The organism is Aequorivita aquimaris, from assembly GCF_001573155.1.
Lineage (GTDB): Bacteria > Bacteroidota > Bacteroidia > Flavobacteriales > Flavobacteriaceae > Aequorivita > Aequorivita aquimaris.
The window spans coordinates 554,830-578,430 of sequence record NZ_JRWG01000001.1 but is presented as its reverse complement, the minus strand read 5'-3'; the positions used below and the strand labels follow the sequence as shown (position 1 = coordinate 578,430).

General features: G+C 42.4%; 21 protein-coding genes. 7 read left to right on the top strand and 14 right to left on the bottom strand.

What is annotated here, in order from left to right; all coding sequences use genetic code 11:
- Positions 1-71: 71 nt before the first annotated feature.
- The 7 genes from pyrG to bshC form a co-directional block, all read right to left on the bottom strand.
- Positions 72-1,691: a CTP synthase gene (gene pyrG, locus LS48_RS02640; protein WP_062619790.1), complete on the bottom strand. Its 1,620-nt coding sequence runs from the start codon at positions 1,689-1,691 to the stop codon at positions 72-74.
- A 182-nt stretch (positions 1,692-1,873) separates the two neighbouring features.
- Positions 1,874-2,104: a DUF3820 family protein gene (locus LS48_RS02635; protein WP_062619671.1), complete on the bottom strand. Its 231-nt coding sequence runs from the start codon at positions 2,102-2,104 to the stop codon at positions 1,874-1,876.
- A complete protein-coding gene (locus tag LS48_RS02630) occupies positions 2,088-2,618 on the bottom strand; it encodes a DUF922 domain-containing protein (RefSeq protein WP_062619669.1) in 531 nt (176 codons plus the stop codon). The genes LS48_RS02635 and LS48_RS02630 overlap by 17 nt, the downstream gene beginning before the upstream one ends.
- A gap of 61 nt (positions 2,619-2,679) precedes the next feature.
- A complete protein-coding gene (locus LS48_RS02625; RefSeq protein ID WP_062619667.1) occupies positions 2,680-3,081 on the bottom strand; it encodes an OsmC family protein in 402 nt (133 codons plus the stop codon).
- A complete protein-coding gene (locus LS48_RS02620; RefSeq protein WP_076692398.1) occupies positions 3,078-4,973 on the bottom strand; it encodes a LysM peptidoglycan-binding domain-containing protein in 1,896 nt (631 codons plus the stop codon). The genes LS48_RS02625 and LS48_RS02620 overlap by 4 nt, the downstream gene beginning before the upstream one ends.
- Positions 4,974-5,024: 51 nt before the next feature.
- Positions 5,025-6,554 (bottom strand): glutamine-hydrolyzing GMP synthase, encoded by a 1,530-nt coding sequence (gene guaA, locus LS48_RS02615; protein WP_062619663.1) that lies wholly within the window; start codon positions 6,552-6,554, stop codon positions 5,025-5,027.
- Between the two features lie 75 nt (positions 6,555-6,629).
- Positions 6,630-8,225 (bottom strand): bacillithiol biosynthesis cysteine-adding enzyme BshC, encoded by a 1,596-nt coding sequence (bshC, locus tag LS48_RS02610; RefSeq protein ID WP_062619660.1) that lies wholly within the window; start codon positions 8,223-8,225, stop codon positions 6,630-6,632.
- A gap of 159 nt (positions 8,226-8,384) precedes the next feature.
- Here bshC and LS48_RS02605 point away from each other — a divergent pair, with 159 nt between their 5' ends.
- Positions 8,385-10,862: a M14 metallopeptidase family protein gene (locus LS48_RS02605; protein WP_062619789.1), complete on the top strand. Its 2,478-nt coding sequence runs from the start codon at positions 8,385-8,387 to the stop codon at positions 10,860-10,862.
- Between the two features lie 144 nt (positions 10,863-11,006).
- On the opposite strand, the gene LS48_RS02600 is transcribed toward LS48_RS02605, so the two are convergent.
- Entirely contained in the window at positions 11,007-11,753 is a 747-nt protein-coding gene (locus LS48_RS02600) for a DUF6503 family protein (RefSeq protein WP_062619658.1), read from the bottom strand.
- Positions 11,754-11,812: 59 nt separating this feature from the next.
- The gene (locus LS48_RS02595; protein WP_062619787.1) at positions 11,813-12,418 is read right to left on the bottom strand and encodes an alpha-ketoglutarate-dependent dioxygenase AlkB family protein; all 606 of its coding nucleotides are present in this window, start codon (positions 12,416-12,418) and stop codon (positions 11,813-11,815) included.
- Between the two features lie 156 nt (positions 12,419-12,574).
- Here LS48_RS02595 and LS48_RS02590 point away from each other — a divergent pair, with 156 nt between their 5' ends.
- The gene (locus LS48_RS02590; protein ID WP_193392783.1) at positions 12,575-13,135 is read left to right on the top strand and encodes a LemA family protein; all 561 of its coding nucleotides are present in this window, start codon (positions 12,575-12,577) and stop codon (positions 13,133-13,135) included.
- Positions 13,136-13,145: 10 nt separating this feature from the next.
- A complete protein-coding gene (locus LS48_RS02585; protein WP_062619653.1) occupies positions 13,146-14,798 on the top strand; it encodes a DUF2207 domain-containing protein in 1,653 nt (550 codons plus the stop codon).
- A gap of 16 nt (positions 14,799-14,814) precedes the next feature.
- Here LS48_RS02585 and LS48_RS02580 read toward each other — a convergent pair whose 3' ends face one another.
- Complete coding sequence (locus LS48_RS02580; protein ID WP_045080157.1) at positions 14,815-15,630, bottom strand: 2,3,4,5-tetrahydropyridine-2,6-dicarboxylate N-succinyltransferase; 816 nt, start codon at positions 15,628-15,630, stop codon at positions 14,815-14,817.
- A gap of 188 nt (positions 15,631-15,818) precedes the next feature.
- On the opposite strand from LS48_RS02580, the gene ruvX reads away from it, so the two are divergent.
- From ruvX to mazG, 4 genes are all read left to right on the top strand, one after another.
- On the top strand, positions 15,819-16,229 hold the full coding sequence (ruvX, locus tag LS48_RS02575; RefSeq protein ID WP_045080156.1) for a Holliday junction resolvase RuvX: 411 nt from the start codon (positions 15,819-15,821) through the stop codon (positions 16,227-16,229).
- 107 nt (positions 16,230-16,336) lie between these two features.
- On the top strand, positions 16,337-16,927 hold the full coding sequence (gene def / locus LS48_RS02570) for a peptide deformylase (RefSeq protein WP_062619651.1): 591 nt from the start codon (positions 16,337-16,339) through the stop codon (positions 16,925-16,927).
- Between the two features lie 65 nt (positions 16,928-16,992).
- Positions 16,993-17,544, top strand: coding sequence for a DUF5606 family protein (locus tag LS48_RS02565; RefSeq protein ID WP_062619649.1), 552 nt, complete (start codon positions 16,993-16,995; stop codon positions 17,542-17,544).
- A gap of 222 nt (positions 17,545-17,766) precedes the next feature.
- A complete protein-coding gene (gene mazG, locus LS48_RS02560) occupies positions 17,767-18,549 on the top strand; it encodes a nucleoside triphosphate pyrophosphohydrolase (protein ID WP_062619647.1) in 783 nt (260 codons plus the stop codon).
- Between the two features lie 34 nt (positions 18,550-18,583).
- On the opposite strand, the gene LS48_RS02555 is transcribed toward mazG, so the two are convergent.
- From LS48_RS02555 to LS48_RS02540, 4 genes are all read right to left on the bottom strand, one after another.
- A complete protein-coding gene (locus LS48_RS02555) occupies positions 18,584-20,701 on the bottom strand; it encodes a DUF349 domain-containing protein (protein WP_062619646.1) in 2,118 nt (705 codons plus the stop codon).
- A 102-nt stretch (positions 20,702-20,803) separates the two neighbouring features.
- Positions 20,804-21,535 carry a shikimate dehydrogenase family protein gene (locus LS48_RS02550; protein WP_062619645.1) on the bottom strand — a complete coding sequence of 244 codons (732 nt, stop codon included), beginning with the start codon at positions 21,533-21,535 and terminating at the stop codon, positions 20,804-20,806.
- Positions 21,528-22,550, bottom strand: a complete 1,023-nt coding sequence (locus tag LS48_RS02545; RefSeq protein ID WP_062619644.1) for a DUF368 domain-containing protein — start codon at positions 22,548-22,550, stop codon at positions 21,528-21,530. The genes LS48_RS02550 and LS48_RS02545 overlap by 8 nt, the downstream gene beginning before the upstream one ends.
- A 49-nt stretch (positions 22,551-22,599) precedes the next feature.
- A complete protein-coding gene (locus LS48_RS02540) occupies positions 22,600-23,595 on the bottom strand; it encodes a DUF368 domain-containing protein (protein WP_062619643.1) in 996 nt (331 codons plus the stop codon).
- Positions 23,596-23,601 lie beyond the last annotated feature (6 nt).

Here is a 23,601-nt window from a genome sequence, read left to right as displayed (position 1 = left end):
AAAGCATATTATCATTAATTTTATCTGGCAGGGCAATAATCCCGCCTTTTCTTTTATTGCGCCAAATTGTCTTATTTCTTTTTTAGGGAATGTTCGTGCACGGCTTTCACGAAAGCCACAAACAGTGGATGCGGATTGGCAACGGTACTCTTGTATTCAGGGTGATATTGAACGCCTACAAACCATGGATGCTCGGGAATTTCCACAATCTCCACCAAACCGGTGTTTGGGTTTATTCCGGTTGCCACAAGGCCCGCAGTTTCAAACTGGTCCCGGTATTTGTTGTTGTATTCATACCTATGCCGGTGGCGCTCTTCAATTGTTTTCGTTTTGTAAACCTTGCTTACGATACTTCCTTTTTTCAAGTCGCACTTCCAAGAGCCCAGACGCATGGTGCCGCCCATGTCGGTTATGTTTTTTTGGTCTTCCATGATGCTTATTACCGGGTTTTTTGTCTGCGAATCCATTTCGGTGCTGTTGGCATCTTTCAACTTTAAAACGTTTCGTGCAAATTCAATAACGGCCATTTGCATTCCCAAACAGATTCCCAAAAATGGCAGGTTGTTTTCGCGGGCGTATTTTACGGCGGCAACTTTTCCTTCAATACCGCGCTCGCCAAACCCGGGAGCCACTAAAATGCCATCGAGTTTTGAAAGTTTCTTCCCGATGGTTTTGGCGTTTATGTGTTCAGAATGTATGTATTCTACTTTTACCTTCACCTCGTTTTCCGCACCGGCATGGATGAAGGATTCAAGAATTGACTTGTAGCTATCCTGCAATTCCACATATTTTCCAATCAAGCCTATATGAACCTCTCCTTTTGGGTTTTTGTGCCTTTGCAGAAATTTATTCCACTGCTTTAAATCTGGTTTTTTGGAATTCTTTAAATTTAATTTCTGAAGTGTTACCGTGTCAAGTCCTTCCTCCAGCATCATATTCGGCACGTCGTAAATGGTGGAAGCATCGATGGACTGGATAACGGCTTCCTCTTTCACATTACAGAAAAGCGCGAGTTTTCGTCTTAAATCATTGGAGAGTTCGTGCTCCGTTCTACAAACCAAAATATCAGCGCGGATTCCGCTTTCCATCAGGGTTTTTACGGAGTGTTGGGTGGGTTTGGTTTTGAGTTCGCCGGCTGCCGAAAGGTAGGGCACGAGCGTTAGGTGGATGACCAAAGCGTTGTCGTCGCCCATTTCCCACTTCATTTGGCGCACGGCCTCGATGTATGGCAATGATTCAATATCGCCCACGGTGCCGCCGATTTCGGTAATGATTATATCATAATCGCCCGTATTTCCGAGCAATTGTACGCGTTCCTTAATTTCGTTTGTAATATGCGGAATAACCTGCACGGTTTTTCCCAAAAATTCACCCCGGCGTTCCTTTTCGATTACACTTTGGTAAATTCTGCCTGTGGTAACGTTGTTTGCCTGTGAAGTATTTACGTTCAGAAAACGCTCATAGTGGCCCAGATCAAGATCGGTTTCAGCGCCGTCATCGGTTACGTAGCACTCGCCGTGTTCGTATGGATTCAGCGTTCCGGGATCCACATTTATATAGGGATCCAATTTTTGGATGGTAACGCGGTAGCCTCTGGCCTGCAAGAGTTTGGCCAGCGATGCCGCTATAATTCCTTTTCCTAAAGATGATGAAACCCCGCCCGTAACGAAGATGTATTTTGTAGTGCTCATGAGTGCCTGTGCTGAAATAACTATACGGGATGCAAAGGTACATTTTTTATTGTGGAAAGGAAGTGGAAAATTCCAAAAATCAAATTCCAAATTCCAAGAGGGAAATCCATAAAACTTTGACAAAGTTTCAAACTTTGTCAAAGTTGACCGGTTGCAGAGCGGAGCCGAAGCACTGCCAACCGCTACTTTTTAATAAGCTTCTGCACCAATCCTTCCAGCCCGTTCAATTTAAGCTCGTACATTTCGGCCATCATCCGGCCCAGTTTTCCCTCGGGAAAGCCTTTTTGTTTGAACCACACAAAGTAATATTCAGGAATATTTGCCAAATAATAGCCTTCGTATTTTCCGAAGGGCATTTTATAATTTGCCAATTCCACCAAATGGTTTGGGTCTGGGCTATTTCCAAGATTCATAATCGGCGAGTTGTTTGGCGATGTAATGCTGCCAGAAAGCTTCTTTTTCCTCGTTCCGGGAATGGTCGGTTTCGGCGTCAAATCTGGTTTGCATGGCGCGTCTTTTCTGTTCTACCTGTTTGTAGATACCTTCTATTTCAGATTTTATTCTTTTTGTGAACTTTTTTCCGTGAAGATTTTTCCGAAGCATGCGCGCGTGCAGTTCCGAAATATCAAAATGGGCCTGTTCGTGCCTTAAAATATGGGCGTTCACCCTTTCTGGAATGTACCACGAACCTTCGGGATTAAAAAAACTTTCAACGGAATATTCCACGTGTACAGCTCCATTTTTGATGGAATAGGAATATTGAAAACTGATACCTGTATTGGTACTTGCCACAAAACTGGCGCTCGGCACGGGTTTTCCACGGAAATCTTTCCAGGTGAGTTTCTGGTTTTCATTCCACAGCATCTTTTCGGGATTATTTTGTGGGAAAAGAACCAAGGAAAATATAAAAATGAAAAGTAGTTTCATATTTAAAGAACATCAAAAACAATATCTGTTTAAAGTTTTCTTTGAAAGGGTTTGGAGTAGCCTACCAATTAAAGGTAATCACCTTCTCAATATCGGGATGCAGGCTATAGAGCACGGGGCAGGTCCTGCCGGTATTTTCCAATATTTTTCGCGCTTTTTCATCTATGCCCGATGGAAAATTGAGGACCACTTCAATTTTTGAAATACGGCGTGGATCGGCAGCCATCGTTTTGGTTACGAGCGCCGTGGTGCCGTCCATATTTACCTGCATATCGCGGGCCTTTATGCCCATAACGGTAATCATGCAGTTGGCAAGTCCCGTGGCCACAGTATCGGTGGGAGAAAAGGCTTCGCCCTTTCCGTTGTTGTCCGTGGGAGCATCGGTTATAAATGTACTGCCCGATTTTAAATGTTCATTTTCGGTACGGAGGTTTCCGAGATAGGTTACTTTGGCGGTGCTCATTCTACTACTTCAAATTTAAGGTCGTCGTTATATTTTAAAATATAGGCTGCTTCGTTGCAGTAGCCTTCAGTTTTCGATTTTTCATATCGAAATTTGTTCTCAATATATACCGTTTCGCTTTCGGGCATAATGGCATCGTAAATATCTTTTTCGGCAGCCAATCGCAGCAAGACATCATAGGTTACGTCAAAGCCCCGGATTGCGTAGCGGTTCGGAAGCACACCGTACTTGTTTTTGTAACTTATCAAGAACGGATTGCGGTCTTCTTCATCAATGTTTTTGTTCACCGAAGGGAAAGTGAAGTTCAGTTTTGCCAGGCGCATACTGGAAACCTCGTGCCATTCATAAGCGTCGTTTTTTTGCAAAGTGAATAGGCGAATTTTGTAATTATTCGGCATGGCGGAAAGCACGTTTACGGCACTGCTTACCAACACCGGATTTTGGGATTCAAGGATTACCCAGTTTTCCATTCCCTGTGAGGCTACCGCAGTTATATCGCTGGCCTGTATATATCCGCCGCCACGGGGCGATACGGTTTTGGCTGATGGAATTGCGGTTTGAATCATCTCCCTTTGAGTGGCTCTTTTGGAGTCGGAAATAATGATGACATTCTTTCCGGCACTATGCTCTTTTATGTAACGGATTATCGTTTTCTGTAGCACGGCATCGGTGGGAAGGGTTTGGAAAAGATTGTCGTTCATAGCCATTTCCCTGTTGCTCAAGGGTGAAAAGACCGGGATTTTATCACCTTTCAGCATATCCGAAGCTTTCTCCACATTTTTTTGAAGCAACGGGCCAATAACGGCGTCCACGTTTTTGAACTCGTTTCTTGAAACGATGGAGGCCACTTTGCTATCGCTCTTTTCGGTGTCATAGACATTCAGGGTCACGGAAATGCCGTGGTCCTTTGCGAATTCCGCAGCCATCAAAGCGCCGCTGTAAAAGTCCAAAGCTACGCGAAGGGTAGGGTCGCGTTTCAGTAAATCTTGGTCGTTGCCCGTGGTGTCGCTGGCACTTCGCATTAATCGAAAAGGGAGCATCAATGCTACCGTTTTCATTTTTTTGTTGTCAATTCTTTTTTCCAGATCGATTACCGAAATATCCTCTTTTGAAATGCCGTCTTCATCCTTTGGCAATTTTAGGATCATTCCTTCTTTCAGCCCATCTTTTGCATATGGATTGAGCGCAATGATTTCTTCTTCCGAAAGACCGAATTTTGCTTTTAACCTGTAAAAACCTTCCTTGGGTTTCACTTCGTAATACTGAAAATTTTCTTCGTCTATTTCAGCATTTTCTATTACAGTTTTGTCTGGAACGATCAAGGTTGTTCCCACTTTAAGGCCTTCGCCCAAATCGGGGTTCAAATCTTCCAGTTCCGCAATTGAAATGCCGAATTTTCGGGCAATCCCAAACTTTGTTTCCTTTGCTTTTACGGTATATTTCTGGGTGCCGGGCAGGGCATTTCCAACAGTTGTATTTTCATCTTTTTTGGAGGGCGCAGGAATCAACAGGCGTTCTCCTTTTCGCAGACCCCGGGAGTACAATTCCTTATTTAGCTTCTTGATATCGTCCACGCTTACGTTGTAAAGCTGCGCAATTCCGAAGAGGGTTTCCTTCTTTTTAACCCTGTGGTCGCGGTAGTTGTTTTTATCGGTTCCAGAGCTGATTGCCTCGTTGGATGGAATAATCAATACGCTATTTACCTTCAACTCATTTCTGGAGTCTGGGTTAAGATTGTAAATGGTTTCTTCTGAAATATTATACTTTTTTGCAATGCTGTAAACGGTTTCGCCTTTTTGTACCGAGTGGCTTTTGTATTGTTGTTGCGCAGCCGAGCCACAGCTAACCATAAATAGGAAGGTCACCGAAACGTATATTAAACACTTCAACATAGAGATAATCAATTTTTTAGATTTGCCAAACATAGTCTCGATTTCATTTTGTTATTCCCACTCGATTGTCGCGGGCGGTTTTGAGCTGATGTCATAGACTACTCTATTAACGCCTTTCACACGGTTTATTATATGGTTGCTCGTTTCCTGTAAAAATTCATAGGGAAGGTTTACCCAATCTGCCGTCATGCCATCTGTGGATTCCACAGCGCGTAACGCAACTACTTTTTCGTAAGTACGTTCGTCGCCCATTACGCCAACGCTATTCACAGGAAGTAAAATTGCGCCCGCCTGCCACACTTTATCGTAAAGTTCCCACTTTTTCAAGCCGTTGATAAAGATTGCGTCAACCTCTTGTAATATACGAACTTTTTCGGCCGTAATATCGCCCAAAATCCTAATAGCCAAACCTGGTCCCGGGAATGGGTGCCTGCCCAACAATTCGGGGTCTATGCCCATTTCCTTTCCAACGCGTCTCACTTCATCCTTAAAAAGCATGCGCAAAGGTTCTACTACTTTCAGCTTCATAAAATCTGGCAAACCACCTACGTTGTGATGGCTTTTTATGGTAACCGAAGGGCCATTTACCGAAACGCTTTCAATAACATCGGGATAAATTGTTCCTTGCGCCAACCAATCCACACCAGTCAACTGATGCGCCTCGTCATCAAAAACTTCGATGAAGGCGTTGCCGATGGCTTTTCGTTTTCTTTCGGGATCACTTTCGTTTTTCAAAGCTTCCAAAAAGCGTTCCGAAGCATCCACACCTTTTACGTTCAGCCCCATATCCTTGTATTGGTGAAGTACGTTTTCAAATTCATTCTTTCGGAGCAAACCGTTGTTTACGAAAATGCAAAACAGGTTTCTGCCGATGGCTTTGTTCAAAAGAATTGCTGCAACCGTAGAATCTACGCCGCCACTTAAACCAAGTACTACCTTTCCGTCGCCAATCTGCTCTTTTAAAGTTTCAACAGTAGTTTCCACAAAAGCTGCGGGTGTCCAGGTTTGTGGCACTTCGGCAATATTTACTAAGAAATTTTCAAGCAATTGCTTGCCGTGGGTGGTGTGATATACTTCCGGGTGAAATTGTATGGCATACGTTTCCTCGCCTTCAATTCTATAGGCGGCGTTCAAAACATCAACCGTGCTCGCCAAACGCACCCCGTTTTCGGGAAGTTGCGCAATGGTGTCGCTATGGCTCATCCACACGTTTGTGTTTTCGGGAATATCTTTAAAAAATTCCTCGCCCGATTTTATCATGGATAGTTTTGCCCTTCCGTACTCGCGTATGTTTGAAGGTTCCACGCTTCCGCCGTTAAAATGCGCCAAATACTGTGCGCCGTAACAGACCGCCAAAAGGGGTTTGTGACCGCGAATTTTTGAAAGGTCTGGGTGGGGCGCATCTTGCGCGCGAACGGAAAACGGACTGCCCGAAAGGATTACGGCCTTAAACGGGTCAAGGCTTTCCGGAATGTGATGGTAAGGGTGAATTTCGCAGTAAATGTTCAGTTCCCGCACGCGTCTGGCGATAAGTTGGGTGTACTGCGAACCAAAATCTAAAATGAGGACGTTGTTTTGCATAGGCAAAAATACTTTAAATATATAAGTTGGTTAAAGGGTTGTAAAGAATTTTTTTAAGGGTTTTCAACAGAATAATTATAAATTCAAAATAGTAAAATTAGCATCCAGCGGCTCCAAATTTTCTTTCAAAACATCCAACAATTCCTCGCCATATTCCAAATAGAATTCCGAAAAATTAAGCTGACGTTCCTGCAAACTTTGATTGGGAAATAGTTGATTTTGAATATCTTTTATCCGTTCAAGTTCTTCGGAAAGGTTTCTTTTTTGCGCTTTCAGCAAACGTTTTTCAAGATTTTCCAAACCGTTCAACTGCTTTCGTTCCTGTGCGCCCACGGCTCCCAAAAAGGAGGCGTCGGTTTGTTTTGCCAATTCGTATAAATCTGAAAACTGTTGTTTCAAAAATTCCTTTTGTTGTGAAAAATCGATGTCTATTTTTGAGATTTCCTTTGTGTGTTTCGTCATCAATTCGTGCTGCGGAAGAAATAAATCTTCTACCGAAACATTCAATTTTGAAAGTTTTTCAGAAAGATTTTTCGCCACCAAAAGCACCGAATTGCGAAGCAACAGAATAGGGAAGGGCACTTCCACTTTATTGAAATAATCTTTCAACTGAAACCAATATGCCAACTCGCCACCCCCACCAATGTAACACAGATTTGGTAAAATTTCTTCTTGGTACAACGGACGCAACAACGCATTAGGCGAAAACCGTTCAGGGTTTTCGTGCAACTCCTTTAAAATTTCCTTCCTGGAAAAAGAAAGTTCAGTTTCATTTACATAAAACTTTCCTTCCTTTTCAATAATGCGTTCCCGAAGGTTTTCCTTTAAATAAAACAGATTTATTTCACGTGGATGCACTTGTTCCGAATAACCTAAAGCGTTCAGCTTTTCCGTCGTTTCCGAAACTTTTTTAAAGCTGAGGTTTTCGGTCAGTTCCTTTTCAGCATAGGGAATAAAACATTTTTTCAACTCTGCGTCATTGCCGTCCACAATCACAAGCCCGTGATGGTAGAACAGCGTGTTGGCCAGGAAACGCGTGGCGTCAGCCAAATTATCGTGTTTTGTATATGCATCAGAGAAGAAGGAAATCAGCTTTTTAGCGTTTTCGCTTTCGCCAAAATCCTTTTTCAATTGTTGTTTCACTTCCTTTAAACCATCGGTGGAAAGTTCACCAACGGCTCCGGCAGAATTTCTTTCCCATTTCACTTTTTTTCCGAAGAGGTTGAAATAATTGATTTCTTCAAAATCGTGGTCTTCCGTCGCCATCCAGTAAACGGGTACAAAATGGTTGGTAGGGTAGGTTTTGTTTAACTTTTCAGCGAGGTTGATGGTTGAAAATATCTTATAAAGAAAATAAAGCGGTCCCGTAAAAAGATTGAGTTGGTGCCCCGTTGTGATTGTAAAGGTAGTGTGCTCTTTCAGCAAGTCGATATTGCTGAGCGTGGATTGCGAAATGGAATTATCGCCGTATTGGTACATAATCCGCTTGGCCAGTAAATGCCGTTTGTCATCAGTGAAATTTTTCTGTTTCTCCGTAAGTTGATGCTTGAAATTTTCCAAGTTTGGAAAACGATTGAAGAAGGGTTTTAAGCTTTCATCTTCAGCGAGATAATCGCATATCAATTTTGAAAAATAACCTGTCTTTTTGTACGGAATGGAATGGGTTGGCATAGGTTCTTTGGAAAAAGTGTAACAAAAATAACCGTTTTAAGTGGGTCGCGGGTTTAAAAATACGTTAATATGGTTTTGAAATTCCAAATTTGAAGCACCAAATACCAAAAGTGGCAATTGGAATTTGGCTATATTTGGCCCTTATTTAATATGCACAAAATGACTCGAACTTTCGCTTTCTTTCTGTATTTCCTGCCTTGTCTGGTTTTCGCCCAATTGAAATCCCCTTCGGAGTTTTTGGGGTATGAAATAGGTACCCAATTTTCCCGCCACGCCGATGTTGTTGCCTATTTTGAGCACGTAGCGGCAAATAGCGAAATGGTGAAATATGCAGACTACGGCAAGACCAACGAACGCAGACGGCTGACCTATGCCGTGATTTCTTCCGCAGAAAATCTTGCGAATCTGGAACAAATACGTACCGATAATTTAAAGAATATCGGGATTTTGAATGGCGCTTCTTCCCCTGAGAAAGCTATTGTGTGGCTTAGTTACAACGTACACGGCAACGAGGCCAGCAGCAGCGAGGCGGCTATGAACACGGTTTATAAACTTATTACCGAACATACCGATTGGTTGAAGAATACGGTCATTATAATGGACCCGAATGTAAATCCCGATGGGCGCGATTGGTACGTAAATTGGTATAACCAAGTGAAAGCTTCGCCTTACAATCCATCCCGCGATGCCGTAGAGCATCACGAGCCTTGGCCCGGCGGACGGCCCAACCATTATTTGTTCGATCTTAACCGCGACTGGATGTGGGCGAGCCAAATTGAAACCCAACAGCGCCTAAAAATTTACAATCAGTGGATGCCGCAGATACACGTTGATTTTCACGAGCAATTTATCAACAACCCCTATTATTTTGCCCCGGGTGCGGAACCTTATCACGATATCATCACACCGTTTCAGCGCGAATTTCAGACGCGGATAGGAAAAAACAATGCCAAATATTTTGACGAAAACGGTTGGCTTTTCTTTACCCGCGAGAGTTTCGATTTGCTTTATCCCAGCTATGGCGATACCTACCCGCTTTTTATGGGCGCTATTGGGATGACGTACGAGCAGGCGGGCCACGGTATGGCAGGTTTGGGAATTATAAATGACGAAGAAATTAAACTAACCCTTGTGGACCGCGTAGCACATCACACCACTACCGGCCTTTCTACCATTGAAGTGGCTTCGCAACAAGCGGCTTCCCTCAATTCCGAATTCAGGAAATTCTTTCAAAACGATAATTTGAAGTATAAAAGTTTCGTGTTAAAAGGCAATCCCGACAATCTCCAAGCGCTTGCCGAGCTTTTGGACAAGCACGAAATAAAGTACGGTTTTGCCACTGGCGGAAAAGTTAGCGGCTTTAATTATTCCGATTACAAAAAGGGAACGCTGGATGCCGACGGGGCGCTGGTGGTGAGCACCAACCAGCCGAAAGGTAAAATGGCACAGGTGCTTTTTGAGCCCAATGCCGCGCTCTCCACCCCACTTACCTATGATATTACCGCGTGGAGCCTGCCTTATGCCTATGGTCTGGAAGCGGTTGCTAGCCCTACTTTGGTTGCCTCCAACGCTGCCAACCCCAATAAAACCGTTGTGAATATTGCTTCCCCTTCGGCAGCTGGCTATATTGCGAAATGGAATAGTATGCAGGATGCCGAGTTTCTTTCGGCTTTATTACAGAACGATATAAAAGTGCGTTTTTCTGAAAATGAATTGGGCTTTGGCGGCAAAAGTTTCGGTCGCGGTAGTTTGATTATCACACGAAGCGACAATAAATCCAAGGCAGATTTTGACACGACGCTTATTGAAATTGCAAATGAAATGGGTCGGCAGTTGTACGCTTCGCCCACAAGTTTTGCGGATAATCTGACGGACTTTGGGTCGCAGTACGTGCATTTGATTAAAAACAAAAAAGTAGCTGTGCTTCAAGGAGAAGGTACTTCTTCTTTAAGTTATGGTGCGCTTTGGCACTTTTTTGAGACCCAATTAAAATATCCAATCACCTCAATAAATACGGATGATATAGGAGGTATTGAATGGAGCGATTATGATGTGTTGGTGCTACCCGACGGCAATTACAAATCTATTTTGAAGGATGATATTTTTGAGAACTTGGAAACTTGGATTGGAAAGGGCGGGAGAATAGTCGCCATTGGCAACGCCGTTGGTGTTTTTGAAGGGAAGAATGGTTTTGATTTAAAAAAGAACATTTCCGAAGCTGAAAAGAAAAAGGATTCTCTTTCCGAGGGTAACCTTGTTCCATACGCCCAACGCGAACTGGAAAGTACCAAAGATATGATTACCGGAAGCATTTATAAGGTGCAATTGGACAATACCCATCCGTTGGCATTTGGGTATGGAGATACCTATTATACTTTGAAACTGGGTAACGATTCCTACGGGTTTTTAAAGGATGGCTATAACGTGGGGTATATTACCGAACCTGAAAGCGTTTCGGGTTTTTCGGGGGAAGCGGCAAAGGCTGCCTTAAAAAATTCCATCGTGTTTGCGGAGACGAAAAAGGGCAGGGGCAGCGTGGTTTTTATGATTGACGATGTTTCCTTTCGTTCGTTTTGGCAGAACGGGAAATTGTTTTTGGTGAATGCAATCTTCTTTGGGAATACCGGAAGCTATTAATATTTTCGAGTTAGCTTTTTTAACCACAGAGTTCACAAAGGTTTTCACAGAGTTCATAAAGATAACTCTGTGTAGTTTGTGCTTTCTTTGAGTTCTTTGTGGTTTTTTTCTAATGGTGACTATTTAAAGAAAGTTTTGTCAATTTTATTTCAGGAAGCTTACCGAGATTGCCTCTGTTTCAATTTTTGAGAGCAACTCCAGTTTTCCTGTTTTGAAGAGCTCGTCCACATTTTGTAGATCTACAGCTTCCCAGGGTTCGAGTTTGTAATTTTCGTAATCCACGAAGCGGATGCCGTTGACCATTCTTGGGTTGTAGGCTTTCCTAAAACGAATGCCGCCTTTGCCGGTATAGAATTTATAGGCGAGGTAATCTACCGTAAAACCTTCCTTTGCTATCCAGTACATATATTCATCTTCGTGGTCTGTGCCGCCGCCTTCTTTTGCGAAGGTTACTTTTACTTCATAATATTTCTTGTCATCAATTTCGGCTTCGCCCACGAGTTCCTTATTAACGGCGGGGTCGTTTAGGCCGTGGGGCAGCTGCACAAAATAATGTACGGAGTTTACGGAGTTTGCATACTTGGTAGCCGTGGAATCGTGCAAGATCAGTTTGGAGCCATTGGCATAACGCTCGAAGCCCAGATTGGTGAGTACGTCGCGTGTTTCTCCCAGGGAATCGGTACTTGTTCTTGTGAGTTCATAATTACCATTTTCCCTTTGACTGCTATATTTTACATCGCGAAACGTAAACTGGATGGTTGCGGCTTTATATTTTGCACCCCCGGCATTTTCGATGGTTTTATCAATTATTTGTTGGGCAGTGAGTTGTTTTTCCTCTTGTTTGCAGGAGTAGGAAATTATCAGAATACCGATTAATAAAAGAAATTTCATAAAATTTATTTCTCTAAAGATACGAATCTATATAGAAATCCCAGAGGCATATATAGACATTAAACTATCGTCCTAAAGGTCAAATTTATGCGTGGGTCGTGTATTTTCTTTGTTGGTGGCAGGCGGTGCAGCCAGTGGGTTTGTGTGGTACCTTTCATAAGCAGCAGGCTGCCGTGCTCCAGGTTTAGGGAAACGGTTTCCTTGGTCTGTTTGTGCTTAAGGGCAAATTTGCGCTCCGCCCCAAGACTTACAGAGGCTATGGCGCCATTCTTTTTTAGGTCTTTTTCTGCATCGCTGTGCCAGCCCATGCCCTCATCGCCAGAATGGTAGAGGTTTAGTAGGCAACTGTTAAAAGTTTCGCCGCTTATGGTCTCTATTTCTTTTTTGAGTTGGAGCAGTTCGGGCGTCCACAGCTTTGCTTTTTTGGTGACTTTTGAATAGGTGTATTCAAATTCACGTTGGCCGTACCAGGCTACTTTGCGTTTGGTAACTATCCTTTTTCCGAAGATGATGGTTTCGTCGTTTTGCCACGCGATTGTATTCAGAAGAATGTTGTAAAAATGGTTGGCTTCTTCTTCAGAAAATATCCTTCCGAAGTAATTTACAATACCATCCCGCGGCAGAAGATTGCGCCCGCTATTCATTTCAAACTTGAACAATTCCATAATAGGGTAAATAACAAACAACAAATAACAAATTCCAAATAACAAATTCCAAATAACGAATTCCAAATAACAAATAACAATTAACCAATAACAAAAACTTTATAGTATCTTAGATACTTCATTTTTAAGCATTAAGCAATTTAAACAACCCCTGTTATGAATATTATTTTACTTGTTATTGGCATTCTTGCCGTTGTAGCTATTCTGCTCGTTATTGTGTATAATCGTTTTGTGAAAAACAGAAATGTGGTGAAGGACGCGTGGAGTAATATAGATGTTGCTCTTAAACGCCGTTATGACTTAATCCCAAATCTTGTGGAAACCGTTAAAGGATATACGGCTCACGAAAAGACCACCTTGGAAAGTGTAATACAGGCGCGCAATGCCGCAATGGCGGTACCTTCTGACGATATAAATGCGCAGATAAAGGCCGAAAACCAATTGCAACAAACCCTGCGCAGTATTTTTGCATTGGGGGAAGCTTATCCAGATTTAAAGGCAAATCCTAACTTTTTGGACCTACAGCAAAAACTTAACGAAATAGAAGAGAACCTAGAGCGCAGCCGGAGATATTATAATGGAACCGTGCGCGAGAACAACACTTACGGCGAAAGTTTCCCTGGGGTACTTTTTGCGGGCATGTTGAACTATCAGCACTTTGATTATTTTGAAACAGACGAGGCGAGTCGTGAAAACGTGAAAGTAAGTTTTAACTAAAAAAGAAAGGATGAAAAAAATGTTTCTCCTTTGTTTTGGAATACTTTTTTTTCTGAAAGTTTCAGCACAGGATTTCATTGTTAACAATTTCGTAGTTGATATTTACATTAGCGAGGAAGGGTATTTTGATGTTGTAGAAAATTATGACCTTACCTTTACAGCTTACAAACACGGTATCTACAGAACAATCCGTACCAATTACGATTTGCTTACTGCTGATGGCACGAAGGAAAAGCGCAAGATAAAGATCAGGAAAATTGATGTGCCAGATCATAATTTTGAAGCTGACTTCGATTTTGTACAGAAGATTAGTGATAACCTGCAAATAAAGATTGGCGATAAGGACAAAACCATTATCGGTCCACAGCAATACGAAATAAAATACAGGGTTTACAATGCTTTCCTTTTTGAGGATTCACAGATTCGGTTTTATTGGAACATAAAATCTGACGCTTGGTACACCGTTTTTGAGAAAATAGACTTCAACATCCACCTTCCCGAAAATGTTGACGCAGGCTTGGACGATATTTTTATATATACAGGTTTTAGTGGTGAAACCAATGAAAGTTCAGAATATGATATAAATTATGAAGATGGTGTTTTCAGGGCAGAAAGTCTTCCGCAATTTAAATCCTATTCAGGTCAGAATGTCACGGTTTTGCTAAATCTTCCGTTAGGTTCTGTAAAGGAAATTAAACCCTGGTGGCCTTTTTGGACAACCTATGGTTGGACGCTGATTCTTGGTGCCATGCTGGTTGTTTTCTATTGGGTTTGGAACAAATACGGCAAAGATGATAGGGTAGTGGCCACTACCAGTTATTTTCCGCCCAGTGGCATAGATCCAGCAATGGCTGGTTTTTTAATTGACGACAGCGAAGATACGCAAGACCTAATTGCCTTGATTCCGTATTGGGGTTCGCGCGGAATTATCACTATGGAGCAGATACCAAAAAAAGGCTGGTTTGGTAAGGACGACACCAAATTGACCAAACTTAAACCCTTGCCCGACGGCGCGCCCGATTATGAACGGAAAATTTTCGATGGGCTTTTTGGCAGTTCGGTAGGTTCCTCAAAACAGGAAGTGTTGATAAGTAGTCTAAAGGATTCGTTTTATACGAAGATGGCAAGTGCCAAAACCCTTCTGAAAGCTAAGGCTCAAATTTTTTATGACCCACAGGCCAAGAAAATGCAGACGCGTACTATTTTGGGAACGCTATTAATAGGAGCCATTCTGTTCTTCATATTTATATCTATTTGGGGTCTTTTTGCTGCTCTGGCCGTAATTCCGGTAACTATATTTCTGCTGTTTATGAGCGTTTATATGGTTAAGAAAAATGCCAAGGGCAATGCAGCACTTTCAGAGTTGAAGGGGTTCAAAAACTTTATAAAGATTGCTGAGGAAGACAAGTTGAAAATGCTGTTGCGAGACAGTCCGTCTTATTTTGAGACCACTCTGGGGTATGCCCTTGCTTTTGGACTTTTTGATCAATGGGCAAAAAAGTTTGAAGCCTTAAATCTTCAGCCCCCCAGTTGGTACACCTCGTCCACCGGGGCGTTTACCATGCACAACTTTTCGCGTTCTTTTTCAGATTCCATATCAACGGCCAAATCTACTATGGTTAGTTCTCCATCTAACAGTAGTTCGGGCGGGGGAAGCTGGTAATGTTTCCGTGCCTATTTTATACAGCTACGTCGTACTCCCGAAGGGCATCATTCAATGAAGTTTTGAGATTGGTGCTTTCCTTGCGCTGTCCAATAATCAAGGCACAGGGCACCTGGTATTCTCCGGCAGGAAACTTTTTGGTATAGCTACCTGGAATGACCACCGAACGAGCGGGAACCGAACCTTTGGTTTCCACGGGCGCATCGCCGGTAACGTCTATAATTTTGGTGGAAGCTGTAAGCACTACGTTGGCGCCCAGAACGGCTTCCTTTCCTACGCGAACACCTTCTACCACAATACAACGCGAGCCAATAAAGGCGCCGTCCTCAATAATTACTGGAGCGGCCTGCAATGGTTCCAGCACACCACCAATGCCTACCCCGCCACTAAGGTGAACGTTTTTGCCAATCTGCGCGCAACTGCCCACCGTGGCCCAGGTATCTACCATAGTGCCTTCGTCAACATAGGCGCCAATGTTTACGTAGCTCGGCATAAGGATTACGCCTTTTGAAATATATGCCCCGTGACGTGCCACGGCATGGGGCACCACACGCACTCCTTTTGCTTCGTACCCTGATTTTAGTGGAATTTTATCGTGATACTCAAAAATACCCACTTCCAACGTTTTCATTTTCTGGATTGGAAAATAAAGTACGATGGCTTTTTTTACCCATTCGTTTACCTGCCAGCCGTTGGCAGTTGGTTCGGCGCATCGCAGTTTGCCTTCATCACAAAGGTTTACAACTTCACGAATGGCGACAATGGTTTCGGTTTCGGTAAGTAGGGAGCGGTCTTCCCAGGCTTTTTCTATGGTTTGTTGGAGTTCGGTCATATTTTATTGATGCTTTGGATTCTGTTGATATTATGGATTCTGTTGATAATATGGATACTGTGGTTACTTTTGTTTTTTTCATCCGTCATCCGTCACCCAGCATCCCTTCCACAAATATAAAACCTCCAATCCAAATAACTGTCCAATTGTAGCATACTATTTCCGAAACCCTTATTTTTGCAGTCGTTATGGGAAGAGTTTTAGCATTGGATTACGGCAGCAAGCGAACCGGTATCGCCATTACGGATGAGCTGCAGCTTATTGCCTCGGGTCTTACGACCGTGGCTACTTCAACGCTGATGGATTTTTTGAAAAAGTACATTGCTTCAGAAAAGGTGGACCTGGTTTTGGTAGGCGAACCTAAACAGAAAGATGGAACTCATTCCAATATTGAGGTGGAAATTCAAAAGTTTCTGAAGAAATTTTCTGAAACCTTTCCCGACTTAGATGTGAAACGGGTTGACGAGCGATACACGAGCAAAATGGCTTTTCAGACCATGATTGATAGCGGCCTGAAAAAGAAACAGCGTCAAAACAAGGCCCTGGTGGATGAAATTAGTGCGACGATAATTCTCCAGGAATATCTTTATAATAAATAGAGGAAAGTGGTAGGCTCGCGATTTATCCCGGAACTATAGAAACAATAGATTCCTAAGTGTCCATAAAATCTCAAGTAACAATAAAAAATAAAAATAGAAAATAAACAATGATTCTTCCAATAGTAGCCTACGGCGACCCTGTATTAAGAAAGGAAACAGAAGCAATAACCAAGGATTATCCAAACCTGGATACCGTTATCGAAAATATGTTTGAGACCATGTATGAAGCCCGGGGCATCGGCCTGGCTGCCCCACAGGTAAATCTGCCTATCCGCCTTTTTATTGTGGATGCTACTCCCTTTGAGGACGATGAAGACCTGAGCGAGGAAGAACAGCAATTTGTATCTACCTTTAAAAAAGTATTCATCAACGCCCGGATAATTGAGGAATCTGGCGATGAATGGGCCTTTAACGAGGGTTGCCTGAGTATCCCAGATGTGCGCGAGGATGTGTTCCGAAAGCCTAACATCGTGATGGAGTACGAAGATGAAAATTTCAATAAACACAAAGAATCCTTTAGCGGAATCGTAGCGCGAATTATCCAGCATGAATACGACCATATTGAGGGTATTCTCTTTACCGACAAGCTTTCACCCTTAAAAAAACGATTGATAAAAAGCAAATTGGCAAACATTTCAAAAGGCAAAGTGGGCATTGACTATAAAATGAAATTCCCCAATGCAAAAAAGAAACGTTAACACACTTGCGTATATTAATCAAACCAAAGATATTTGTAACCCTTTAAACAAATTAAAAGTATTTTATGAGCTTAGAAAAAGTGCTTTCCATTTCCGGTAAACCTGGACTTTATAAACTAAAAACCCAAACCCGTACCGGCTTTCTTGCAGAGTCGCTTCTGGACGGAAAAACCATAAACGTGAGCGGCCGCCACAATGTGAGCCTGCTTTCTGAAATTGCCGTTTATACCTTAACCGAAGAAGTTCCGCTTCGCGAAGTTTTTAAGAAAATTTCTGAAAAGGAAGACGGAAAGGAAACCATAAGCCATAAAGTATCAAAGGAAGAGCTGGAAGAGTTTTTCTTCGGCGTAATGCCCGATTATGATGAGGACCGCGTTTATGCAAGCGATATCAAAAAAATTGTGCAATGGTACAATATGCTTGTGAAAAATGGTTTAAACGATTTTTCCGAAGCCAAAGAAGAGACCAAAAAATCTGAAGAGGGTACAAGTGAAAAACCCAAGGAGCCCAAGAAACCAGCCGCGAAGAAAGCTGCTGCGCCAAAATCGACTGCGCCAAAAGCTTCTTCGGCCAAAAAAGGCGGTGCTACTAAAAGTGCGGCATCGCGCAAAACATAGCGAGGAATTTTAAGTTGTCCAGTTATATATTAGTGAAAAATCCCTCAATCCGTTTCGGGTTTTGGGGTTTTTTGTTTTTAGTGAAATATTCCAAAGGCGTAAAATCGTGAACTCGCAATTAATTTTTCTACTTTTAACCCGAAACTGATTTGTCACCCTAAGCAGCCTGTCCCAAGCAATGTCGAAGGGCAGTGCAAGGGCTGAACCTGAAACCTAAAACAAATGAATTCCCGAAAAGACCAACTTAAAGCTTTCGACAGACTATTGACCATTATGGACGAACTGCGCGAGCAGTGCCCGTGGGACAAGAAACAAACCATGGAAACGCTCCGTCACCTCACCATTGAGGAAACTTATGAATTGGGCGATGCCATTTTGGACAACGACCTGCAGGAAGTGAAGAAGGAGTTGGGCGATGTGCTGTTGCATATTGTATTTTACGCCAAAATAGGTAGCGAGACCAATGATTTTGACATTGCCGACGTTTGCAATGATATATGTGAAAAGCTTATTTCCCGACACCCCCATATCTACGGCGATGTAAATGTGGCAGATGAAGAGGAAGTAAAGCGAAACTGGGAAAATCTAAAACTGAATGAAGGCAAAAAAAGCGTTTTGGAAGGCGTTCCAAAATCATTGCCAGCATTGGTAAAGGCGAGCAGAATACAGGATAAAGTGGCGGGCGTAGGGTTTGACTGGGAAGAGCCGCAACAGGTTTTTGAAAAGTTACAGGAAGAGTTGGGCGAACTGCAATTCGAAGTAAATCAGAACAACACCGAAAAAATAGAGGAAGAATTCGGCGATGTGTTGTTCTCTATGATAAATTACGCAAGATTCCTAAAGGTAAATCCGGAAAACGCACTGGAACGTACCAATAAAAAATTCATAAAACGCTTTCAGTATTTGGAAAGCAAGGCAAAGGAAATGAACAAATCGTTAAAAGATATGACCCTGGCCGAGATGGACGTTTTTTGGAACCAAGCAAAAGAATCAGACGGTCGGTAGAGACGTACCGCAGTGCGTCTCTACAATTTGAAAATTATTCCCGAACCTCTTTAATTTTTGAAAGCTTCGCCTTCCAAACTTCAAGTTGCTCTTTGTGGCGGGCTATGTTTTTGTGTACCTCCTTAACCAAGGGATTATTTTCATCAACGTGGTGGAAAAAGCCAAGATTGTTCTCCAATTGGCGGATTTCATCCTTGGTCTCATCAATCTTTTTAGAGATAAAGAAATGCTCATTCTGCAGTTTTCGCTCGTCTTCGCGGTTTACCAGCGTGTTCAGTTTATTGTCAAATTTAATAAGCTCGGTTTCTTTCTTGCCTAAATCCAACTTTCCGAAAAGGCTGTCCAGCATCTTATTGAATTTCTGCTCTATGTTGCGTTTGTTATACGGTACGCGACCGATTTCCTTCCAAGCGGTAATGTGCTCCTTTATAGCTTTAACATCTGCTTTGTGGTCGCCGCTCAATTCAAACGAGGATAGTTTTTCCAGCATTTTTTGCTTCGCTTCAAAATGCTCCACTTCCTCTTTATTGGCTTCATTTTTCTGTGCGTGGAGCCTGTCAAAGTAGTGGTTACAAGCTTTTTTGAATTGTTTCCAGATTTTGTCGCTGTCCTTTCTTGGTACGTGGCCGATATTTTTCCAATCGTTTTGGATTTTTTTCATCAGCGGTGTTGTAGCTTCAAAATCGTCGCTGTCCTTATTTTCCTCAGCAATTTTAATGAGCTCGCGTTTTTTCTCCAGATTGGTGTATTGCTCCTTTTTCTGGTTTTTGTAGAAACTGTTTTTCTGATGGTTAAAGTTACCTGTGGCATCTTTAAAAGCTTTCCAAATTTCCTTATTGTTGGCGCGTGGAACCCTACCCGTATTGAAAAAAGCATCGCGAAGTTCCTGCACTTTTTTAATTGCATTTTGCCAACCTTGGTGGCTTGGTTTGGCCTCTTCGGTGGCTTTTTTAATTTCTTCTATTATTTCTTTTTTCTTTTCAAGATTCGCTTCAAAATCTTTTTCCATTTCGGCCAATTGGGCTTGGCGCTTGTCGTGGATTACCTTTGTGGCCTCACTGAACTTGTCCCAAACTTCATCGCGATATTCTTTGGCAACGGGACCTATATCTTCCTTCCACATTTTATGGAGCATCTGCAATTCGCGGAACGCCTTATTGATGTCCTCTTCCTGTGCAAGCTCTTCGGCGCGCGTAATTAATTTAAGCTTGGCGTCGAGATTGTGTTTAAAGTCCAAATCGCGAAACTCGCGGTTCAGATGCAGAAAATCGTAAAAATTCTCGACGTGGTGGTGATAGGTATTCCAAACGGTATTGTACTTATCGCGCGGTATAGCGCCTGCAACATGCCATTTTTCCTGAATTTCCTTAAAATGCTTGTAGGTAGTGTTTATGTTTTCCTCTGCGCCCAAAAGTCCCTTTAGTTCCTCTATCAATTCCCAGCGCTTGTCCAAGTTTGATTGCAGGTCTTTTTTAAGGTTTTTATAATGATTGTTGCGTCTTTCTTTATAGTCAAAATAAAGCGAATTGAATTCTTTTTTTAGCGGAGTAGTATAGTGGAAGTCGATGATATTCCCGCCTTCGGCAAGAAATTCCTCTTTTTTCTGCTCCAGTTCCTCGTTGAATTTACTATTGAATTCCGAACGGATTTCCTCAACATCGTGCTTTAATTCCTGAATTTTTTTTGTCTTTAACAACTTTTCCAGTTCCGCCACTAATTCTTTTTCAGAAAGGGTGCTGTAATCTTTTTGCGCCTTTTCCTCGTGGTCTTCTTCCTCGTCCTCAGCCTCTTCTGATGATGCTACTTCTTCTTCGTCCTCTTCATCCGCTTCATCCTCATCTTTCTGAGTAGTCACAATCTTTTCATTGGCCGTTGCCTCGCTGGTTTCCTTTTCCTCTACGGCATCCTTTTCCGCAACCATCGCATCTTCCACAATGTCTTCTTTATCAGCTTCTTCGGCAGCAACAGGTTTGCTTTCCCCATTTTCTTCAGAATGTTCTTCTTCTGCTTTTACTTCTTCAGCTTCTGTTGCGGCAGTTTCTTCCTTGGCCGAATCTTCGGGGTTTACAGATGCAGCATTTGTTTCTTCCGCAGATTCAGTTGTTGGAATTTCCTTTTCGTTTTCTTCCTGAGGCAATTTCTCGTCAGACATTTGTTTCAATGTTTAGGTTCGTTTTTCTTGGAGGGTCAAGATACTAACAACTGCGCAATTGGCAAAGCACACAGCGTTTTTTTGAAGTTTTTTATTTGAATTTTATGAATTCCAGATTTCCCACGCTTTCTCGGCTTGTAGCTCCAACATTTTCAAGCCATTGGTGGTTTGGGCTCCCTGTATTTTTCCGCGTTTTAAAAATTCGGTCTCGGCGGGATTGTAGATTAAATCGAAAAGCAGATGGTTTTTTGTGAGAAAGTGATAGGAAAGTGGCGGACAATCAGCGATATTCGGAAAGGTGCCAAGCGGGGTACAGTTTATTATTAGAGGATGGTTTTCAATCGTGGATTTATCCATTTCCGAATATAGCAAACCGGCAGTTGTTTTTTTTCTGCTTACAAATTTGAATTCGAAACCCAACTTGTGCAAAGCATAAGCGACAGCTTTTGAAGCGCCGCCCGTGCCCAGTATTAACGCGGTTTTCTGCCGAAGTGGCAAAAAGGCTTCCAACGATTTTTGAAAACCGAAATGGTCCGTATTATAGCCTATAAGTTTTCCTTCTTCAGAAATTTTAATGGTGTTTACTGCGCCAATTTTTTCGGCATCAGCGTCCAAGCTATCAAGGAAGGGAATTATTTCCTCTTTATAAGGAATGGTAACGTTCAGCCCTTTTAAATGGGGTGTTTCCTGAAGTATCTTTTGAAATTTTTGGATTGAGGAAATATCAAAATTTTCATAGGTATGCACCAAATTTTCTCGTTCAAATTTTTCAGAAAAGAATCTTTTTGAAAAGGAATAGGCTATATTTCTTCCGATTAATCCAAACTTAGCCATGATGTCTCTTTCTATGGTTGTCGAACCAATCCAAACTAAGGACAATCGCAACTCCGACTATGATAAACACGATAGCGAGAATAGTCTCTGAATTAAATTCCGAAGGAAAAAAGCGGTTGTAGCCCCGGATAATTTCCCTGCCATTGGCATCAAATTGAATTTGGCCGAAAGCATCCAGCTCGTATTTTTTTTCTTTCCACGGCCAAACCACGCCAAGCGAACCGGCGATAAACCCAATGATAACGGCGTAGGTAGCTTTTTTGAACCTTTTTAAAACGTAAGCCAAAAGATGGGATAGCGAGACTAACCCTACCAACGAGCCCAACGAAAAAACGGCCAAAACCTTTAAAAGTTCAATGCGCTCCGCGTTATAAATCCAACTGAAATCGCCCTGAAAAACATCTGCAAACGTATCAAAAAGTGAATTTACCGAATCTACCAAAAGCAGCACGTAATTTCCCAAAAGAATTAGGATGAAAGAACCCGAGAGACCTGGCAGGGTCATCCCCGAAACGCTGATAATTCCACAGAAAAAGACAAAGAGTAGATTGCTGTTTTCTTTGGCGGGCTCCAAAAAACTGATGGCAACGCCCGCAGCGACACCACAGAGTAAATAGCCTACATATTTTCGGTTCCAATCGCCAAAATCTTTCGCGATAAAATATATGGAGCCGATAATCATTCCGAAAAATGCACTCCATACGAAGAGTTCATAATGCACAATCAGATAGTCCAAAAGTTTGGAAACGCTGAAATAGCTTATCACCATCCCCAAAATCAAAAGGCTTAAAAACTGGCCGTTGGTATATCTGTAAAAACTTTTGAAACGCCCGTCAATAAATAGTTTGAACGCTTTTTTATTTACTTTTTGAAGCGAATAAATAAACTCCTCATAAAAACCTGCCACAAAAGCCACAACGCCACCCGATACGCCGGGCACCTTATTGGCCGCGCCCATTCCCAGCCCTTTAAGGACCAGCCAAACTTTATCGGAGAAGGAACGATTTTCGTACACGGGTAAGTTAAAAGTTAAGGGTTAGGAGTTAAATGTTATGGGTTAGGAGTTAATTGGATTGTTCATTGGTGCTTGAAACTGCGACTTTATTTACGGCGATTCTTTCCAATAAAAAGATGGTCAGAAAACCTATTACGGCAAATATTATAGCGTACAAAATTTGTGGATTGCCCTCATAATTTTGCGGAAATATGCTTCTTTCAATAAAAGGAATTTGTTCTCCGGAGTGGCTTAATCTGTATTGCAAAACTTCCTTCCACGGCCAAATCTTGTTCAGCGCGCCAATCATAAAACCGGTAAGTACCGCAAGTATCAGATTTTTATGGTGCTTAAACATCCAGTTGAGAGCTCTGGAAAAAACTTTTAGACCAATAACGGCGCCTACGGCAAATATTAGAAGCTTGCCCAAGGCACCCAAAAATAGTGAACTGTCCAAAGTTGTAATGCCTTCGCCCAGTTGGGTCACAATCCCGATAACGGTAGTGTATGCGCCCAAAAGCAACAGGATAAAGGCCCCCGAAATACCCGGAAGTATCATTGCTATAATTGCTATAAAACCTGCGAAAAAAAGAAACCACGTGCTGTCCGGAGAACCCACGGGGTCTGCGATTGTTATTAGATAGGATGCTATGGCAGCAACAATCATCATCGTAATCACCGCCAATCGCCAGTTGGTAATTTGTTTGCCCACGTAAACAATACTCGCAATTACCAACCCGAAAAAGAACGACCAGACCATAATTGGGTAAACTTCCAAAAGCCAAGTAATCAATTTTGCCAAGGAAATGATGCTGATAAAAACTCCCGAAAACAGCGCCAAAAGAAACCCGAGGTTATAATGTTTCCACGCTTTTAAAAAACCGTCCGCTTTCCAGATTTTGAAGAACCCGAGATCCAATTTATGGATGGTTTCTATCAATTCTTCATAAATTCCGGAAATGAAGGCGATAGTACCGCCCGAAACGCCTGGCACAACATCGGCAGCGCCCATGGCGAGGCCTTTTGCGGTGATAACTAAATACTGAAGAAAATTCCGTTGAGGCATAGGTCT

Bases quoted from the DNA above. Each gene is read 5' to 3' on its own strand.
- pyrG (WP_062619790.1), bottom strand. From the start codon at position 1,691: ATGAGCACTACAAAATACATCTTCGTTACGGGCGGGGTTTCATCATCT.
- LS48_RS02635 (WP_062619671.1), bottom strand. From the start codon at position 2,104: ATGAATCTTGGAAATAGCCCAGACCCAAACCATTTGGTGGAATTGGCA.
- LS48_RS02630 (WP_062619669.1), bottom strand. From the start codon at position 2,618: ATGAAACTACTTTTCATTTTTATATTTTCCTTGGTTCTTTTCCCACAA.
- LS48_RS02625 (WP_062619667.1), bottom strand. From the start codon at position 3,081: ATGAGCACCGCCAAAGTAACCTATCTCGGAAACCTCCGTACCGAAAAT.
- LS48_RS02620 (WP_076692398.1), bottom strand. From the start codon at position 4,973: ATGTTGAAGTGTTTAATATACGTTTCGGTGACCTTCCTATTTATGGTT.
- guaA (WP_062619663.1), bottom strand. From the start codon at position 6,554: ATGCAAAACAACGTCCTCATTTTAGATTTTGGTTCGCAGTACACCCAA.
- bshC (WP_062619660.1), bottom strand. From the start codon at position 8,225: ATGCCAACCCATTCCATTCCGTACAAAAAGACAGGTTATTTTTCAAAA.
- LS48_RS02605 (WP_062619789.1), top strand. From the start codon at position 8,385: ATGACTCGAACTTTCGCTTTCTTTCTGTATTTCCTGCCTTGTCTGGTT.
- LS48_RS02600 (WP_062619658.1), bottom strand. From the start codon at position 11,753: ATGAAATTTCTTTTATTAATCGGTATTCTGATAATTTCCTACTCCTGC.
- LS48_RS02595 (WP_062619787.1), bottom strand. From the start codon at position 12,418: ATGGAATTGTTCAAGTTTGAAATGAATAGCGGGCGCAATCTTCTGCCG.
- LS48_RS02590 (WP_193392783.1), top strand. From the start codon at position 12,575: ATGAATATTATTTTACTTGTTATTGGCATTCTTGCCGTTGTAGCTATT.
- LS48_RS02585 (WP_062619653.1), top strand. From the start codon at position 13,146: ATGAAAAAAATGTTTCTCCTTTGTTTTGGAATACTTTTTTTTCTGAAA.
- LS48_RS02580 (WP_045080157.1), bottom strand. From the start codon at position 15,630: ATGACCGAACTCCAACAAACCATAGAAAAAGCCTGGGAAGACCGCTCC.
- ruvX (WP_045080156.1), top strand. From the start codon at position 15,819: ATGGGAAGAGTTTTAGCATTGGATTACGGCAGCAAGCGAACCGGTATC.
- def (WP_062619651.1), top strand. From the start codon at position 16,337: ATGATTCTTCCAATAGTAGCCTACGGCGACCCTGTATTAAGAAAGGAA.
- LS48_RS02565 (WP_062619649.1), top strand. From the start codon at position 16,993: ATGAGCTTAGAAAAAGTGCTTTCCATTTCCGGTAAACCTGGACTTTAT.
- mazG (WP_062619647.1), top strand. From the start codon at position 17,767: ATGAATTCCCGAAAAGACCAACTTAAAGCTTTCGACAGACTATTGACC.
- LS48_RS02555 (WP_062619646.1), bottom strand. From the start codon at position 20,701: ATGTCTGACGAGAAATTGCCTCAGGAAGAAAACGAAAAGGAAATTCCA.
- LS48_RS02550 (WP_062619645.1), bottom strand. From the start codon at position 21,535: ATGGCTAAGTTTGGATTAATCGGAAGAAATATAGCCTATTCCTTTTCA.
- LS48_RS02540 (WP_062619643.1), bottom strand. From the start codon at position 23,595: ATGCCTCAACGGAATTTTCTTCAGTATTTAGTTATCACCGCAAAAGGC.